This is a genomic window from Trichococcus sp. (assembly GCF_049684335.1).
In the GTDB taxonomy this organism is placed as follows: Bacteria; Bacillota; Bacilli; order Lactobacillales; family Aerococcaceae; genus Trichococcus.
The window spans coordinates 25,611-43,303 of sequence record NZ_JBAVFV010000036.1; the positions used below are offsets into that span (position 1 = coordinate 25,611).

The window sequence follows — 17,693 nt, forward strand, 5'->3', positions numbered from 1 at the left end:
TGAAAGGGACGGTTAAATGTCACTATTATTGGAGAATGTCACGGGCGGCTATACGCAATTGCCTGTCATAAAAAATATAAATTTTGAGGTCAAAGCTGGTGAACTGACTGGATTGATCGGATTGAACGGAGCAGGCAAGAGCACGACCATCAAACACATTATCGGTCTGATGATGCCTTTCAGCGGAAAAATCGCCATCGATGGCTTGACGTTGCGCGAAGATACGGAGCGTTATCGCCAGTCCTTTGCCTATATTCCCGAGACGCCGGTGCTCTATGAAGAGCTCACTTTAAGGGAACATTTGGAAATAACAGCGATGGCCTACGGAATCACGGAAGCAGTCGCTATGGAAAAGGCGATGCGCTACATTCGGGATTTCCGTCTGGAGGACAAGCTGGACTGGTTTCCGGCCTATTTTTCAAAAGGCATGAAACAAAAAGTGATGATCGTCTGCGCATTCATGTTGGATGTGCCGGTATATGTCATCGATGAACCATTCCTGGGTCTGGATCCGCTTGGCATCCACTCGTTCCTGGAGATGGTCAGGGAGAAAAAAGCGCAAGGTGCAGCTATTCTGATGTCTACGCATGTGCTGGCTTCCGCCGAAAAAGAATGTGATAATTTCGTTCTGCTTCACCACGGTGAGGTCAAAGTGACGGGCACGATGGCAGACCTGCAGGCTGAAATGGGTATGCCGGGAGCGAGTCTCGATGAGCTTTACATCAGCTTGACGAAAGAAGTGGCGCAACCATGAACTTGGACAGTATCTGGAAAAGAAGGCAGCAACTTCACCTGAAAAAATTCAGCCGCTACAGCAAATATATCTTCAATGATCATTTCGTCCTCGTGCTCCTCTTTCTGTTGGGAGCTTTGGCTTACCAATATTCTGAATTCGTGAAAACTGTGACGCCGGACTTCCTATGGGGAAAGCTTCTGATTGTGGCTATTTTTTCAGGCAACATTTTTATCGGTAAGCTGGCCACCTTTTTGGAGCCGGCCGATCAAGTGTTCCTTCTGGCTAAGGAAAAGGAATGGGGGAGCTATTTCAGCAAAGCGAAGAAATACAGCTTAATCCTTCCGGCGATTCTGTTGTTCTTTTTGGCAGCCGCGGCGATGCCGATGCTTTTTGCCGGAAGAACGATCGGAGCAAGTGATTTGCTGCCGATTTATGCAACCTTGCTTCTATTGAAAATCATTCATTTGGATCTGCAGGAACTCGGCCTGAAGATAGGCGACAGGAAAGTTAGCCAAAAAAATAATCTCTACTTGGCTTGCGCGGCGATTTTATCTTTCAGCGTCGCGATTTTTTTTCATCCATGGGTTGCGCCGGTACTTGTAATTCTGTATACTATGTTTCTGCGTAAAAAAGTACAAGTGGCGTATGAGGCGCGCTATCCGCTCTATCAATGGGAGCAGATGATCGCCTCGGAGGAACAACGAAAGGCTCGCATAAACCGGGTCATTAATCTGTTTACGGATGTTCCGCAAGTGAAGAGCAAAGCAAAAAGAAGAAAATATTTCGACGGCTTGTTGCGCCGCGTTGAAGGCAAAGGCAATTCCTATCAGTATTTGTACGCGCGGGCATTTTTGCGCGGAACGGATTACAGCGGCTTGTTTTTCCGTTTGTCGGCCATCGGGATGCTGTTGCTTCTGTTTACGCCATCTGCCGGCTTTTCCCTAGGTCTCAGTCTGTTATTCCTTTATTTGACAGGATTCCAGCTGTTGCCGCTGTATTTTCATTTCAATGAAAATATGCTGTACCGTCTCTATCCGACGCAGCATGCAGATAAATTTGCCGGCTTCAAGCGTTTATTGGGTTACTTGTTGGGAGTGGAAGGATTCCTTTTTGCGGGAATCATCTTCATCAACAACAGTTGGCAGACTGGATTGGCTGCAGTGGCATTAAACGCCGGTTTCATCTGGTTGTTCATGCAGTTTTACATGGGCGGGCGTACGGAAAAAAGAGAAGCGGCAAATTACTGATGCACGGGTTAAAATCGGTTCAGTTCCGAAACCCCATTGAATATTCTTGACTGAATATATAAAGAAATCTAAAATGATAATGTATGCGAGTGATGGTCGCGGCGCTTTCAGCGCAGAAAAATCAGCATCGCCTAATGAACATGTAGCGTATGAACAGAAGAGCAGACTTAGATAGCTGGGGCTTTCGTCCCGGCTCCTTCTTTTCAATGATATAAATTTATAAAATTAAAAGTGCATCACCTTTGGTGCTTCACAAGTTTTCAAAATATTTCATACACCTAAAAAGATGTCTAGCGGTCCAAGCCTGCCTCTCGGAAATTAATAAAGGAACCCCTTGTCTCTATCGAGCCAAGGATACTGATCGACTAACCTGCTGATGCAGGAAGTCTCTCAGCAATTGCGCTCTGCGATGCTCATTTGCATGGGAGTCTTAGGGATTCATCCCTTAGACTCCCAGTACAAGGTGACCGCAGGGAACGTTGCGAGGCCAGATTTCCTAAATTTCTTTCGAGGCAGAGCGAGCTTGTACCGCTTTTCAAAACTAAAGACAGAGTAAGGAATGAGCTCGATGGATTATAAAATGGACTCAGGGTGGCGGCTACATCCCATCGGAGGAGACACAGGACAAGCTTATATGGGCACTAGAGCCGAGGAAAGGGTTTTTTTGAAAAGAAACTCTTCACCTTTCTTAGCTGCGCTTTCCGTTGAGGGGATCACACCGCGATTGATTTGGACCAAACGGGTCGGCAATGGGGATATCCTGACAGCTCAGGAATGGCTCAACGGCAGGGAATTGAATCCGGATGAGATGAAAGGGGAGACTGTGCGTGACATCCTGCATCGCATCCATCATTCCGAAAATCTCCTGAAGATGCTTCAGAAGGTAAAAGGGGAAATCTTCAATCCAATCAATTTCTACAACTTGTATGTTGCGGATCTGCCGGATGATCTGAAATCCAATTCGGTCCTTCAACAGGCAACTGAATATGTGAAGAACAGCATCGCTAGCATCGACGACTCGCAAAAAACGGTCTGCCACGGAGACGTGAATCGGAAAAATTTCCTGTTGGATGAGGAAGACCGCTTGTACTTAGTGGATTGGGAAATGGTCAAAATTGCCGATCCATTCTCAGACATCAGCACCTTGCTGGTGCAATACGTTCCCTACGAGGAATGGGGAGTATGGTTGGAGCAGTACGGATTGCGGATGAATGACAATATGGAACGCCGGTTGGAGTGGTACAGTATGATGGTATGCCTCTGCATGATTAAAAAGAGCCATTCGCAGGAACGCAATGTTGAAATGAATCAACTGATCCTGTTGCTGAAACAGCTTTATCAGAATCGCCTAAACAGTTATTTATGAAATCCTCTTCGTGTTTATACGAACGGAAAGGATTTCTTTTTTCGAAAAAAAACAGATAAGAAAGAGGACGATTATGCGCGTAAGAAATAAACCTTGGGCTGCCGAAAAATTGGCTGAGAGTACCCAATATGTAGTGATGGAACCAGCGGATTGGAAAGGGAAATGGCAGGAACGCTTCGGCAACGAGCAACCAATCCACGTGGAAATCGGTTCCGGCAAGGGCCAGTTCATCGTCGAGATGGCTCGCATGCATCCGGAAGTGAATTATATCGGTATCGAACGCCAGACGAGCGTGGCGGTCATGACGCTTGATAAGATGATCGAATCAGGTCTGGAAAATGTCCAGTTGCTGAATACGGACGGAGAGAATGTAGCGGATTTCTTTGCGGAAGGCGAAGTGGATCGCGTCTATCTGAATTTTTCCGATCCGTGGCCAAAGTCCAAACACGACAAACGTCGCTTGACTTACAAAAATTTTCTGAGGAACTATGAGCAAATTCTGGTTTCCGGCGGAGAAATCCATTTCAAGACCGATAACCAAGGTTTGTTCGAATATTCGTTGGCGAGCTTCTCGCAATATGGAATGACTTTGAAGCAAGTCTGGTTGGATCTGCACAAGAGTGATTTTGAGGGAAACATCATGACGGAGTACGAAGCGAAGTTCTCTTCAAGAGGAGACCGAATCTACCGCGTCGAAGCAGCGTTCCCGAAAAAAGCAGAGGCTGATTCTGAAAAATAGACCCCAAACAAAAGGAAGAACCAAAGCTATGATTGCTTTGGTCCTTCCTTTTTCTGTGGTGCCACTAATGATGTCCAGCAATCCAAGCCTGCCTCTCGGAAATTAGATAAATCTGACCCATTGCGCTCTGCGATGCTCATTTGCATGGGACTCTAAGGGATTCATCCCATAGAGTCCCAGTATAAGGTGACCGTAGGGAACGTTGCGAGGCCAGATTTCCTAAATTTCTTTCGAGGCAGAGCGGGCTTGTATCGCATTTCTTTCTTAAAGCTTATACAGATCCAAAATGGTCCCTGTGTAGGCGTCGGCGATGAATTCATATTGCACCAACACGCCTTCCTCTTTGCGGGAAATTCCGCCGTAATACACATCTGTCTTTGAAGAATAACGACTGAGCGGGACAGGGTGCAGTTCGATCCATGATCCTTCGATAGGTGCTTCAGCCAAGAACATCTTTTTGACGTTTTCCAGGATTTTGTCGCCGTTTATGGTCCGTTTCTGTTCATAGCAAAGGGCTGTCACGACTGAGCCAAGTACGAGTCCGGCTCCGAATAAAATACCACCCAAAATTTCTTCTTTGTGTTTTTTGCACATGCATTTTTCTAAAAAGTTCATCCTATGTTCCTCCTAAAAGTGATGCGCTTTCTTTTTTCTCCCCTCAGTATAGCAATAAAATGAAAAAATTAATAGGGAAACGTCGCATGCGGAAGGCTCTTTAAAGGAAACGTTTCCTGGACGGGGCAATGCTTCTGAACGAATGGAATCGTTGCTATGACAACGATGCTGCGCTATAATGGGAAGGATAGTCAGACAATGAAGGGGGACCGGGAGCGGCATAAGGTGAAAGATGTGTCCTGCTCCATTCAAATATGGAAGATAAAACATTTGCTATGATCAAAGAATTGACGGAATTGCAGGGGACAAGCGGAAACGAACGCAATATCCGCAACTATATGCGTGAAAGAATGGCCCCGTTGGTGGACCGCATCGAAACGGACGGTTTGGGCGGTATTTTCGGAATCAGGGAGCATGAAGATAAAACGGCACCGCGCATCATGGTGGCGGCGCACATGGATGAAGTGGGCTTTATGGTGGCCGGCATCACGGATCGCGGGCTGTTCCGGGTCGTTCCGCTGGGAGGTTGGAATGCTTACGTCGTTTCGGCACAGCGTTACACGTTGCAGACGTCCAAAGGCGATATTCCTGTGATTTCTTCTTCTGTCCCGCCGCACTTGTTGCGTGGAGCAAGTGAAGCCCAAAAAGTCAAAGTGACGGATATCCTCTTTGACGCCGGTTTCGATACGAAAGAAGAGGCGCTGGCATTCGGGGTCCGCCCAGGAGATACGATCGTTCCCCAGGTAGAAACGATCTGGACAGCCAACAAGAAGAAGATCATTTCAAAAGCGTGGGACAACCGCTACGGTAACACGGTCGTTCTGGAAACGCTGGAAGCATTGAAAAATGAAAAGTTGCCGAACACGCTGATCGCCGGCGCCAACGTTCAGGAAGAAGTCGGACTTCGGGGGACAAAAGGGGCCGTGCACAAGTTCAAGCCGGATCTGTTCTTCGCGGTGGACTGCTCGGCTGCGGACGATCTGACGACGACCAAGGATACGTTCGGCCATCTGGGGGAAGGTTTCCTTTTGCGGATCCAGGATCCAGGCATGATCACCTTGAGAGGGATGCGCGAATTTCTGTTGGATACGGCGGAAACGCACGACATCCCTTATCAGTATTTCGTTTCCAAAGGCGGAACGGATGCGGGAGCCGCCCATGTCATGAATGACGGGGTGCCGAGTGCGGTCATCGGCGTCTGCGCCCGCTATATCCACACGCATCAGACGATGTTCCACATCGATGATTACGCGGCGGCTAAGGAAATGGTCGCGCAAGTCATCAAAGCTTTGGACAAGAGCACTTATGAAACCATCATGGACATGAACTGAGGAGGAGCTTGATTATGGATAAACTGAAAGATTTGGATCAATTCAAAGAACTGCGCGATTCGGGAAAAACGGTATTCGTCTTCATGACCAGCTGGTGTCCGGATTGCCATTACATCCGTCCGTTCATGCCCGAGGTGGAAAATAAATTTTCGGATTTTCGTTTTGTCGAAATAGACCGCGATGATTTCGGTACGTTGGGGGAAGCCTTGCAAATTTCCGGAATCCCGAGTTTCGTCGTCTATGCCGAGGGAGAACTTCTGGGTCGTTTCGTTTCGCGCAACCGGAAGACGCAAAAAGAGATTGAAGCCTTTTTGGAACAATTGTGATACTATTTCGTTTGGGCAATAATAAATGAAGAAACATAAAGGGGCAAATACAAAATGTGGTTAAGTTTTTATAATCGTGAAGCAGTCGGGGATACATTAATGTTGACGAAAGGGGATATCGCTATCCGCCAAGAACAATCCTGCGAATCAAAAGGGAATGTGACGCGCATTTTCAACAACCGTACAAATGAAACGATGGGCTACAATCTATTTTCGATTTCAGATACGCTTGCGTTGGATGCAAACGGACAAGTGGTGTTATCAGATGAAGAAGTCGGAAAAGTGAATGCATTGATCCAAGCGGCAGGTTTCGGGGATGTTATCGTTGTCGATCGCTCGCCTAAATTTGTTGTGGGCTACGTCAAAGAGTGCGTGCCGCATGAAGACTCCGACCATCTGTCCGTTACGCAAACGGAAGTGGACAACGGAGAAGTACTGCAGATCGTCTGTGGTGCAGCCAACATCAAAAAAGGACAACGCGTCGTAGTAGCCAAACCAGGTGCGGTCATGCTCAGTGGTTTGATCATCTGGCCGGGTGAATTACGCGGCGTAGCCAGCCACGGCATGATCTGTTCAGCCAAAGAATTGCAACTGGAAAATGCAAGCCCTAAAAAAGGCATCCTCGTGTTGGATGACAGCTACACAACAGGCGCAGCTTTTTCCAAATAACGCTATAGAATTTTTACTGAAAAAGAAGTACTATAATAAAGGAATTCCATTGAAACCGGGCATAGGATTGCCGGAAGCAAAATAAGAGAGGAGCTGACTGGATGAGTCGCTATGATGGACCAAGTTTTCTTCGGCATGACCATCGTTCAGGGGTGGAAGGAAGTCATCCTGCAACAAATAAGTATGATTTTCCGAATTACCTAAAAAAAGAGGACGAAGGGCATGGTATCCTGGAAGAAAAAGGCGATTCTGCACAACCGTCCTCCTACATCTCGCAAGATTTGCTGCATCCGATGGACACGGTCCCGTATATCCGCCACAATAAGGAGGCTTTCGTATCCTTCAGGGATCAAGCTGTGAAGCCTGCTGAAGATGTTTTTGCGGCCGAGAAAAAAAGACTGAAGGACGAAAAGCAGAAGGAACGCCGCACTGAATTGGGCATGCACCCTTTCGCTTCCTATAAAAGCAGAAGACCTTTCCAACTGACAGAAGTACCGGAACCTTTGAAAGGCTGGGAAAACCTGAAAGAAAAGAAAATTGATTATCGCGAAATTGCGGCATTGTTGAAGAAAAACAGCTCGGACCTGCTTATTTTCGAACTTGGGGCGCCTGTTGAAGACGATGTGGCCGTGGAAGAAGACAGCGAGGAAAGAAGGGAGTTGCAACCGTTGGAAGGCAAATCCAAACGGGCAATGAACCGCTCACTATTGGGCATTATGGAGCAAGAACGCTCTTATGAGGTGGTCGGAAAATTCGTTCAGGAGCCTGCCGATTCGGTAAACCACTCTTATTTTTAGTCATCGCATTGTAACATGAGGCCGATTTGTGCGCAGCACTTAATGACGCAATGAAATTATTGACATGTTTGACCTCAAATTTTAAATAATTTTAAGTATTTTCTTAATCTGTGCGTGCTATACTGGTTCCGATTCAATAAATGGACAGCAAGTCATCAGGTCCTAAACGACTGTTTTGAGACACAAACATCAGAAGGTAGCCGAAAGACTAACCTTTCTTATTCACTTGGAGGTAATTATGGAAACGGAAACGATTTATCATTTTGTCGGCATCAAAGGTTCTGGGATGAGTGCGTTGGCATTGATCCTGCATGGGAAAGGCTATCGCGTCCAAGGATCGGATGTCGAAACTTATTTCTTTACACAAAAAGGTTTGGATGATGCTGGCATCACAATCATGCCATTCAGCGAAGCAAACATCACACCGGGTTTGACGGTCATCGCAGGGAATGCTTTTCCTGACTCCCATGAGGAAATCGCGAAAGCGAAAGAACTCGGGCTGACGGTCATCCGCTACCATGATTTCATAGGCGACTTGATCAAGAACTATACAAGTGTCGCCATTACCGGTTCACATGGCAAGACAAGCACCACCGGGTTGCTTTCCCATGTATTGGATGGGATTGCACCGACAAGTTATCTAATCGGCGATGGTACTGGGTTCGGTCGGGAAGATGCGAAGTATTTTGTGTTGGAAGCTTGCGAATACAGACGTCATTTCTTGGCTTATTCACCGGACTATGCCATCATCACGAACATCGATTTCGATCACCCGGATTACTACAAAGACATCAATGATGTTTACAGCGCTTTTGATTCATTTGCATCCCAAGTGAAAAAAGGCGTCATCGCTTGCGGCGAAGATGCGTATGTCCGTGAATTGAAAGGCAAATATCCAGTTACGTTTTATGGTTTTGCTGAAGATAATGATGTTATCGCAAAAAATGTCACGAAGGACACAAACGGCAGTCAGTTCGATGTGGAGATAAATGGCGAAATGTACGGTCATTTTGAAATCCCATCTTTCGGCACGCATAATATCCTTAACTCATTGGCCATCATCACATTTTGCTGGTTGGAAGGCTTGGATAACGACAAGGTCGCTGCGCAGCTGAAGACTTTCTCAGGCGTAAAACGTCGCTTCAGCGAGAAATACATTTCGGATATGGTCGTCATTGATGATTATGCCCATCATCCATCCGAAATTCGTGCCACCCTCGATGCGGCCAGACAGAAATACCCTACGAAAGAAATCATTGCGATTTTCCAACCGCATACCTTCACGCGTACGGTTGCTCTGCTTAGTGAGTTCGCTGAGTCGTTGGAGTTGGCCGATAAAGTCTTCCTTTGCGATATTTTCGGCTCTGCCCGCGAAAAGAACGGACAGGTTTCGATCGGCGATTTGGCCGGTAAAATCGAAAAAGGTGCAACGGTATTGAACGTCAACAACATGTCCCCGCTGTTGCAGTTCCATGATGCAGTCGCTATTTTCATGGGCGCTGGGGATGTTCAGAAATTTGAGCTGGCTTATGAAGAACTGTTGAGCCATAGCGTACCGACAACAAATTAATTCAATGAAGTAACGAGTCCAGGGATTGCTTCCTGGGCTTTTTTGATGCAACCAGGGGAGCAGCTTGGATTGCTTTTCGCAATAAATGGTTTCAAACAGCTAAACGGCTTTTATCGGAACGGCGTTTTTGATATGATAGACATATATGTGTTCAAAGAAAGGAAAAGTGAAAATGGGTCTGAAAGATATAAAGCTTGGAAAATCGATTGATGAAATTCAAGAGGGGGATTCACTAACTGTCACCGAAATCATCGAAGACAAAGATATTTTGCTGTATCTTGGTTTGACGAATGACGGGAACCCGCTCTATATTCAACATGATTATTCGCAGACGACGCGGTTCCATAAGCCGATCGTGCCAACCGTTTTGTTGGTGGGAATTTTGACGAGCAATGTTTCCAAACATTTACCGGGTCCTGGTTCACATATTGTGGACGTTTCTTTGAATGTGATTGAACCAATCTACCACAACAGCACGATCACGTTCAATTTTGAAGTGGAGCGCGTGGATGAGCGCCGTGAACAAGTGACAATCAGCGTTGTCGGAACGAATATGGAAAACGAACGTGTGTTGGATGCTGAATTGATCGTAGAGACGCCTCGCAAGTTGATTTTTGATGAGGAAGAAAACGTAATCATGAATGAGCGAACTGAAGATGATGCAGCTGTCGATTCGGGAACTGATTCCGCATCCATGACAACAGACGATTCAGAATAAGCAGAGTTAGGATGTAACCAAATGACTGATAAAAAGAAAAAATTACTATTAGTGGATGGCAGCAGTGTGGCTTTCAGATCCTTTTTCGGATTGCCGAATCTGGATGGGTTCCGCAACAAGAACGGATTGCATACGAACGCGCTCTACGCCTTCAATAATATATTGGAACGCATCTTCCAGACAGAGGAGCCTACGCATCTGTTGGTGGCGTTCGATTCAGGGAAAACGACTTTCCGGAATGCCCTTTATGATGATTACAAAGGCGGGCGTGCCAGCATGCCGTCGGAGTTGTCCGAACAGTGGCCTTATTTCGGCGTCTTGGTCCATGCTTTCGGAGGAAAGACTTATGAATTGGTCAATTATGAAGCCGATGACATCATCGGTACCTATTCGCGGATGGCCGATCAGGCAGGCTATAATGTCGTCATCATTTCTGGCGATAAGGATATGATCCAATTGACGACAGATAACATCCGGGTCGACATCACCGTCAAAGGCGTGTCGGAATTGAAGGCCTACACCCCGGACGTCATCCGTGAAGAATACGGCATCGAACCGAAACAGATCATCGACATGAAAGGTCTGATGGGGGACTCGTCGGATAATTATCCCGGCGTCACCAAAGTCGGCGAGAAGACCGCTTTGAAGCTCCTAACCGAATATGGCTCCATCGAAAACCTTTATGAGCATGTCGATGAACTGAAGAAAAGCAAGATGAAAGAAAATCTCATCAATGACAAAGAAAATGCGTTTATGAGCAAAACATTGGCTACGATCGATCTGGACTCGCCGGTGACTTTAAAGCTCGATGACCTTGCGGTTGAAGGCAAACAGATCGACAAACTGACCGATTTCTATCGCGAAATGGATTTCAATGGCTTCCTGGATAAACTGGGAGTGGCTTCAGAAGACCGCTCGGAATCCTTCGAGGATATCCATTTCGAAGTCCTGACCGAAATCCGTCCCGAGCATTTTACGGACCGGATGGCATTGTATGTGGAGATGCTGGAAGACAATTACCACGACGGGAAAATCCTCGCAGTCAGCTGGGGAACGGATGAAAAAATTTACACAGCTTCATTGGAAACGGTGAAGGCAAGCCCGGCTTTCAAGGAATGGGCTGAAAATGCCGAAGCCAATAAAATCGTATATGACGGCAAACGGACGATGGTCATGCTGCATTATGCCGGCATCGCGCTGACGGGCATCGATTTTGATATCCTATTGGCTTCCTACATCCTGAATGCGAAGGACAACAGCAAAGACCTTGCGCAAGTCGCCCAGGAATATGGCTACAATGATGTCTCCTTTGATGAGGCCATCTACGGAAAAGGCGCTAAAACGGCCGTTCCCGAAGACGCCGTGCTGCACGATCATTTGGCACGCAAAGTGAAAGCGATCCAAGCGCTGTTTGCCCAATTGAACGCGGAGCTGGAAAGCAATGTGCAAAAAGATCTGTATTACGAAATGGAGCTGCCATTGTCATTTGTATTGGCGCACATGGAAATCCAAGGGGTCAAAGTGGAACCGCAGCGTCTGTTGACCATGAAAGAGGAATTTGCCGGCCGTCTGCTTGAAATCGAAAAAACAATCTATGCCGAAGCAGGGGAAGAGTTCAACATCAACTCACCGAAGCAGCTGGGCGTAATCCTGTTCGAGAAGATGGGATTGCCCGCCATCAAAAAGACGAAAACGGGTTATTCGACAGCTGTCGATGTGCTGGAAAAATTGCAGGCGCAAGCGCCGATCGTGGAGCACATCCTGAATTACCGACAGTTGGCAAAATTGCAATCGACCTATGTGGAAGGACTCCTGAAATTCATCAAACCAGAAACCGGAAAGATCCATACCCGTTATCAACAGACATTGACGCAGACCGGCCGTTTGAGTTCCGTCGATCCGAACCTGCAGAACATCCCGATCCGGATGGAGGAAGGCCGGAAAATCAGACAAGCTTTCGTTCCGCAACAAGAAGGTTGGAAGCTGTTCGCCTCCGACTATTCACAGATTGAATTGCGTGTATTGGCGCACATTTCCGGGGATGAACATCTGCGGGAAGCCTTCCTGGAAGGCCAAGATATCCATACATCAACTGCGATGCGCGTTTTTGGCATCGAAAACCCGGAAGACGTCACTGCCAATCTGCGTCGGCAAGCCAAGGCCGTCAATTTTGGTGTTGTTTATGGCATCAGCGATTATGGTTTGTCCCAAAACCTGAACATCACCCGAAAAGCCGCTCAAGAATTCATTGACCGTTATTTCGAAAAATATCCAGGTGTGAAGCAATTTATGGAGGACATCGTCAAAGAAGCGAAAGAGAACGGTTATGTCGAAACGTTATTCCACAGACGCCGCTACCTGCCTGATATCCACAACCGCAACTTCAATCTGCGCTCCTTTGCGGAACGCACTGCCATCAATTCGCCGATCCAAGGCACTGCCGCTGATATCATCAAAGTGGCAATGGTCCGGATGGATAAAGTCCTCAAGGAAAAAGGTCTTCAAGCGAATATGCTTTTGCAGGTGCACGATGAATTGATCTTCGAATGCCCGGAAGAAGAAATTCCGGTATTGGAAAAATTGGTGCCGGAAATCATGGAGCATGCTGTCTCCTTGGCTGTGCCGCTTAAAGTGGACAGTAATTTCGGCGACAGCTGGTATGAAGCAAAATAAACAAGGAACAATCTGATAAAAAGAAAGGGGGCTGCTTATGCCGGAATTGCCAGAAGTAGAAACCATCCGCAAGGGGCTCATCAACCTTGTCGGAGGAGCCGTCATCATAGATGTAGCCGTCTTTTGGGATCGTATGATCACGCCGCCTTTCTCCACGGAGCGTTTCAAGACGGTCTTGCGGGGGGAACAAATCCACACCATCGAACGCCGCGGCAAGTACCTGATATTCTTATTGGATCACTGGGCGATGATTTCCCATCTGCGGATGGAGGGGAAATATGAGGTGAGTGAATCCGATGAACCGATCAAGAAGCATACCCACGTCATTTTTTATCTCGCCGATGGACGTCAATTGCGGTACCTTGATGTGCGCAAGTTCGGTAAATTCACGTTGTTGCCAATCGAAAAGCGGGATGAATATGAACCTTTCAAAAAAATGGGGCCGGAACCGACCGCGGATTTCTTCAAATTGAGCAAATTCAAAAAAGATCTTTCCAAGTCGCATCGGGCAATCAAAGCGGTCATCCTTGATCAGAATATTGTTGCCGGCGTCGGAAATATCTATGCGGATGAGTCGCTTTTCCAAGCCCGGATCCATCCTATGCAAGCTGCCGACACAATCGGACCGGCAGCAGCAAAAAGACTGCAGGAAGCCATCATTGATGTGATCAGTAGATCGGTGGAAGCCGGAGGTTCGACTATCCGGACCTACAAAAACACGTTGGGGGAGGCCGGAAAATTCCAAGTCTCTCTTGCCGTTTACGGTCAAACCGGTCAACCTTGTCCGAACTGCGGCCATCCGATCGAAAAGATAAGGGTTGCACAGCGAGGAACGCATTATTGTCCGCATTGCCAACAACTGCCAAAGACGCATTCGAAGGCAGCAGGCATCACTGATATTGCGTACAAAGGGGCGAGGTAAACGAACATGAGTTATATATTGGGTCTTACAGGAAGCATCGCTACAGGGAAATCGACTGTAGCGAAGCTGTTTTTGTCTGCGGGCATTCCGGTTGTCGATGCGGACCTGGGGGCAAGGGCTGTTGTTCTTCCGGGTGCGCCGGGATTAGCGGACATCGTCAAGCATTTTGGGGAAGACTATCTGCTGCCGGATGGCACGCTGGATCGCAAACGCTTGGGAGCACTGATCTTTTCGGACAGGAAGAAGCGGGCAGAACTGGATGCGTTGCTGAAGGAGCGTATCCGTCATTGGATACATACAGAAAAAGAGCGCTATATCCATGAAGGGCACAATTTGATCGTGCTGGATATCCCATTGCTGTACGAGGGCGGATATAAGGACAGCTGCGATGCCGTGATGGTTGTCTATGTTCCGGAAGAACTCCAATTACAAAGGCTGATGAGCCGTAATCATTTGGATGAGAAGGAAGCAATCCGGAGAATGCAAAGCCAGCTTTCAATCGAAAAGAAAAAAGAGCTGGCGGACTTTGTCATCGACAATTCTGGGACGATCGAAGAAACCGAAATACAAGTCAACGAATGGCTGCGCGGCCGTCTTTCAGTCTAGTCTGTTAGCGCCGGAAAGACCATCTTTTCAAGGATTCTGAGCCCCAAGTATGTTATAATGAAGTGATAATAAACGAAAGAAAAGGGGGAAAGCCGATGCAATGCCCAAAATGTCACTATCACGGATCGCGTGTTGTCGATAGTCGTCCGGCTGATGATGGGAAAGCCATCCGCCGCCGTCGCGAATGCGAACAATGCCATTTCCGCTTCACTACATTCGAAAGGATTGAGCAAACGCCGCTGCTTGTCATCAAAAAAAATGGCGCACGCGAAGAATTCAGCCGTGAAAAGTTGTTGCGGGGATTGATCCGCTCCTGCGAAAAACGGCCGATCGCCCTTGAACAATTGGAGTCTGTCGTCAATGAGGTGGAAGCTGAAATCCGAGCGCTTGGAGAAAATGAAGTATCCAGCATCGTCATCGGAGAGTTCGTCATGGATAAGTTATCCAAAATAGACGACGTCGCCTACATCCGTTTTGCAAGTGTTTACCGCCAATTTTCGGACCGGAAAACCTTCCTCGATGAATTGAAGAACATGGAGAAGAAAAAAGCCCAACAAGCGGCTGCCGAAGCTTCAGACATCAATCCCTCCGATGCTCCTCCCAACGAGGCAGCCCCCGGAAAGGAAGACAATGAATAATGAGCTATCCATGGCAAAATATAAGCCCTAAGGATCCTTTCAGAGCAAGCCAGACGAGTTTGATTTCCGATGTGGACCGCAAAATCCTGACGCAATTGTATCAGCCCATCATCGGACCGCAAGCATTCAGCCTCTATTTGACGCTGCTTGCGGAGATTCCGCAAGAGAGCTATTGGAGCAAAGATCTGCTTCACACCGAATTATTGGCTTTATCGAATAGCGGGATCCAAGAGTTCTATCAAGCACGAGTGAAATTGGAAGGGATCGGTCTGCTGAAGACATTTCTGGTAAACGAGCCTGAGAAGCAGTACCTATACGAATTGCAGCAGCCGCTGTCCAGTCATGCTTTTTTCAGCGATGACCTGATGGGGTTGCTGTTGTATGAAAAAGTCGGTGAACGGAAATACCGCGACTTGCAGCAACGCTTCAGCCGACAAGTTCGCAACGTAAAAAATGCGGAGAATATCACCAAGTCTTTTTTGGATGTTTTTTCTTTCTCGGAAAGTGCCTTTACGGAGCAAGCGCGGATGAGGCAGAACGACAACTCGTTGTTGGGCGATAACGCGGCAAGCCTGCCCGTGATCGAGAATGAGGGGTTTGACTTCGCATTTTTCCGACAGCTGCTGAACAAACAATTCGTCAAACGTGATTCCATCACAAAGGAATTGGAGCACACGATCACTATCCTCTACACGCTGTATGGTTGCGATGAACTGCAGATGGCTCAATTCATTCTGGAGGCCGCCGATATCGAATCGGGCAAAGTAGACGGAGAAGCGCTCAAAAAAATTGTATCCGAAGCCTATGAACAGAGACACAGCACCCGTTTGGAAGTTAAGGATAAAGTCACCCAGAGCATCCAATTGGCTAAAGATACTGAAAAAGGCCGGGAACAAAAATTGATTCAGGCACGCTTTTCCAGTGAAGAAATCGCGTTCATCAAGGCGTGCGAACAATTGACGCCGCATCAATTTTTGACGAGCATCAAAAAGCAAAAAGGCGGCATCGTGACCGCTTCGGAGACGCAACTGCTGCGTACGCTGATGGAAAAGGCTGACTTCAAGCCCAGTGTGCTCAATGTATTGACGCACTATGTGTTGGTCATCCTCAACAATTCGCATCTTTCCAAGGCCTATGTGGAAGCCATCGCAAACGATTGGCTGCAGGACGGTGTCGATTCACCCGAAAAAGCGTTGGCGAAAGCGAAGCAATTCGCCGGCGAGATGAAAGCGAAAGCTGAGAAGCGGGCAGCCAGCCGAACAACCGCAAAAAATTACGGGAAAACGGTGGCGCGCAAGAAAGAAAACTTGCCGGATTGGGCTAAAGAGGAACATAAATCGGTTGTGGAAACACCGCTGACGCCGGAAGCACAACAAAAATTGAATGAACGTATCAAAAAATTAAAAAGTAGCGGAAAGGCAGGGGATGAATGATGGATCATATCGGAAGAGCATTTTACAAATATATGAATAATCCCGAAATCAGCCAACGCTACAAAGGCATGATCGACACAATCATGAAGGATGCTGATGTCCAAGCTTTCTTCCAGAAACACGAAGAGCGCCTGACGCGGGAAATCGTCGAGAGAAGTTATTCCAAATTGCACGAATATGTGCAGGAAAAAGAGAAGATCCGTGTTGGGAAAGAATCACAGAATCCCGGTTATGAACCGAATCTTGTATTGAATGCCGGTTACATAGATGTTGTCTATACACCGACTGATGAGACGATGGCGAGGGAAAAAGAAAAGGAATTGCGGAGTCGCGTCCATTCGATGTCGATGCCGAAGGATGTCCGCACGGCGACGTTGGATCGCTTTGTCCAATCAAACGAGCGGATGCCTGCCATTCTGGAATCGTTGAATTTTATTGATTCATTCAATGGTAATCCGAAAGTGCATCACCAGGCACTTTATTTCTATGGTCCATTCGGGGTTGGCAAGTCTTATCTGCTGGGTGCGATTGCGCATGAATTGGCGATGGGCGGCCATCTGACGACACTGATGCATTACCCGACCTTCACGATGGAGATGAAGCAGGCGATTCAGAGCAACACGGTCAACGAAAAGATTGATGCCGTGAAGAAAGCGGAGATTCTGATGTTGGATGATATCGGAGCAGAAGCCAATTCTACATGGATCCGTGATGAAGTTCTCGGTGTCATCCTCCAGTACCGCATGCAGGAAGACTTGCCGACCTTCTTCAGTTCCAACTTTACGATGCAACAGTTGGAGGAGCATTTGCGCATGGGCAACCGGGGCGATGACGAGCCGATGAAGGCGAAACGTCTGATGGAGCGGATCCGCTTCTTGTCGCGCGAGATTCCTATGACCGGGAAGAACCGTCGCTTCGAGCAATAGGCTGACGTTCAGCTTTTCTTATATTAAACTTGAAAACAATTATTTTTTGTGTTTAAATGGACTACAGATGAAACGAAAGACAAATCGATGAGGAAGACACCGATGGATGAACTGATTTTTAGCGAGGGATGGCTTGGTGGAACATCCTAATCAATCATGTATTGACCCCTTTCGAGAGATTCCCTGAAACTGCAGTAGGGGGAAACGGTACGCTCGTTATCGCGTTCAAGTAAGGATGAGACAGAATCTTAAGCGGATGCCTGTCGCACTCTTTAAATTTGGGTGGAACCACGTAGACACGTCCCATTTCCGGCACAAGCTGGGGATGGGCTTTTTTTATTGCCTTTTTGTCATCACCGAACGCATAAAATATAATTAATT

At 47.3% G+C, this 17,693-nt stretch carries 17 protein-coding genes; 16 read left to right on the top strand and 1 reads right to left on the bottom strand.

Annotation, left to right across the window (positions count from 1 at the left end; genetic code table 11):
- The first annotated feature begins 16 nt into the window (after positions 1 to 16).
- From WBM30_RS06615 to trmB, 4 genes are all read left to right on the top strand, one after another.
- Positions 17 to 754, top strand: coding sequence for an ABC transporter ATP-binding protein (locus tag WBM30_RS06615; protein WP_424899955.1), 738 nt, complete (start codon positions 17 to 19; stop codon positions 752 to 754).
- Complete coding sequence (locus tag WBM30_RS06620; protein ID WP_424899956.1) at positions 751 to 1,983, top strand: ABC transporter permease; 1,233 nt, start codon at positions 751 to 753, stop codon at positions 1,981 to 1,983. The genes WBM30_RS06615 and WBM30_RS06620 overlap by 4 nt, the downstream gene beginning before the upstream one ends.
- A 568-nt stretch (positions 1,984 to 2,551) precedes the next feature.
- Positions 2,552 to 3,349, top strand: coding sequence for a phosphotransferase (locus tag WBM30_RS06625; RefSeq protein ID WP_424899957.1), 798 nt, complete (start codon positions 2,552 to 2,554; stop codon positions 3,347 to 3,349).
- A gap of 73 nt (positions 3,350 to 3,422) precedes the next feature.
- Complete coding sequence (gene trmB, locus WBM30_RS06630) at positions 3,423 to 4,088, top strand: tRNA (guanosine(46)-N7)-methyltransferase TrmB (RefSeq protein WP_424899958.1); 666 nt, start codon at positions 3,423 to 3,425, stop codon at positions 4,086 to 4,088.
- Between the two features lie 264 nt (positions 4,089 to 4,352).
- On the opposite strand, the gene WBM30_RS06635 is transcribed toward trmB, so the two are convergent.
- On the bottom strand, positions 4,353 to 4,703 hold the full coding sequence (locus tag WBM30_RS06635; protein WP_234402606.1) for a PepSY domain-containing protein: 351 nt from the start codon (positions 4,701 to 4,703) through the stop codon (positions 4,353 to 4,355).
- A gap of 254 nt (positions 4,704 to 4,957) precedes the next feature.
- On the opposite strand from WBM30_RS06635, the gene pepA reads away from it, so the two are divergent.
- The 12 genes from pepA to dnaI all read left to right on the top strand — a co-directional run bounded on the left by pepA (position 4,958) and on the right by dnaI (position 17,312).
- Complete coding sequence (gene pepA / locus WBM30_RS06640) at positions 4,958 to 6,034, top strand: glutamyl aminopeptidase (protein ID WP_424899959.1); 1,077 nt, start codon at positions 4,958 to 4,960, stop codon at positions 6,032 to 6,034.
- Between the two features lie 14 nt (positions 6,035 to 6,048).
- Positions 6,049 to 6,360 (top strand): thioredoxin family protein, encoded by a 312-nt coding sequence (locus WBM30_RS06645; protein WP_424899960.1) that lies wholly within the window; start codon positions 6,049 to 6,051, stop codon positions 6,358 to 6,360.
- Between the two features lie 54 nt (positions 6,361 to 6,414).
- Positions 6,415 to 7,029, top strand: coding sequence for a YtpR family tRNA-binding protein (ytpR, locus tag WBM30_RS06650; RefSeq protein WP_424899961.1), 615 nt, complete (start codon positions 6,415 to 6,417; stop codon positions 7,027 to 7,029).
- A 101-nt stretch (positions 7,030 to 7,130) separates the two neighbouring features.
- A complete protein-coding gene (locus WBM30_RS06655; RefSeq protein WP_424899962.1) occupies positions 7,131 to 7,826 on the top strand; it encodes a hypothetical protein in 696 nt (231 codons plus the stop codon).
- Positions 7,827 to 8,064: 238 nt separating this feature from the next.
- A complete protein-coding gene (gene murC, locus WBM30_RS06660; RefSeq protein ID WP_424899963.1) occupies positions 8,065 to 9,396 on the top strand; it encodes a UDP-N-acetylmuramate--L-alanine ligase in 1,332 nt (443 codons plus the stop codon).
- A 172-nt stretch (positions 9,397 to 9,568) separates the two neighbouring features.
- Positions 9,569 to 10,114: a MaoC/PaaZ C-terminal domain-containing protein gene (locus WBM30_RS06665; RefSeq protein WP_424899964.1), complete on the top strand. Its 546-nt coding sequence runs from the start codon at positions 9,569 to 9,571 to the stop codon at positions 10,112 to 10,114.
- 21 nt (positions 10,115 to 10,135) lie between these two features.
- A complete protein-coding gene (gene polA, locus WBM30_RS06670) occupies positions 10,136 to 12,787 on the top strand; it encodes a DNA polymerase I (RefSeq protein WP_424899965.1) in 2,652 nt (883 codons plus the stop codon).
- 37 nt (positions 12,788 to 12,824) lie between these two features.
- Positions 12,825 to 13,709, top strand: coding sequence for a DNA-formamidopyrimidine glycosylase (gene mutM / locus WBM30_RS06675; RefSeq protein ID WP_424899966.1), 885 nt, complete (start codon positions 12,825 to 12,827; stop codon positions 13,707 to 13,709).
- A gap of 6 nt (positions 13,710 to 13,715) precedes the next feature.
- Positions 13,716 to 14,315, top strand: a complete 600-nt coding sequence (coaE, locus tag WBM30_RS06680) for a dephospho-CoA kinase (RefSeq protein ID WP_424899967.1) — start codon at positions 13,716 to 13,718, stop codon at positions 14,313 to 14,315.
- 95 nt (positions 14,316 to 14,410) lie between these two features.
- The gene (gene nrdR, locus WBM30_RS06685) at positions 14,411 to 14,953 is read left to right on the top strand and encodes a transcriptional regulator NrdR (protein ID WP_424899968.1); all 543 of its coding nucleotides are present in this window, start codon (positions 14,411 to 14,413) and stop codon (positions 14,951 to 14,953) included.
- Positions 14,953 to 16,386, top strand: a complete 1,434-nt coding sequence (locus tag WBM30_RS06690) for a replication initiation and membrane attachment family protein (protein WP_424899969.1) — start codon at positions 14,953 to 14,955, stop codon at positions 16,384 to 16,386. The genes nrdR and WBM30_RS06690 overlap by 1 nt, the downstream gene beginning before the upstream one ends.
- Complete coding sequence (gene dnaI / locus WBM30_RS06695) at positions 16,386 to 17,312, top strand: primosomal protein DnaI (protein WP_424900026.1); 927 nt, start codon at positions 16,386 to 16,388, stop codon at positions 17,310 to 17,312. The genes WBM30_RS06690 and dnaI overlap by 1 nt, the downstream gene beginning before the upstream one ends.
- Positions 17,313 to 17,693: the final 381 nt, after the last annotated feature.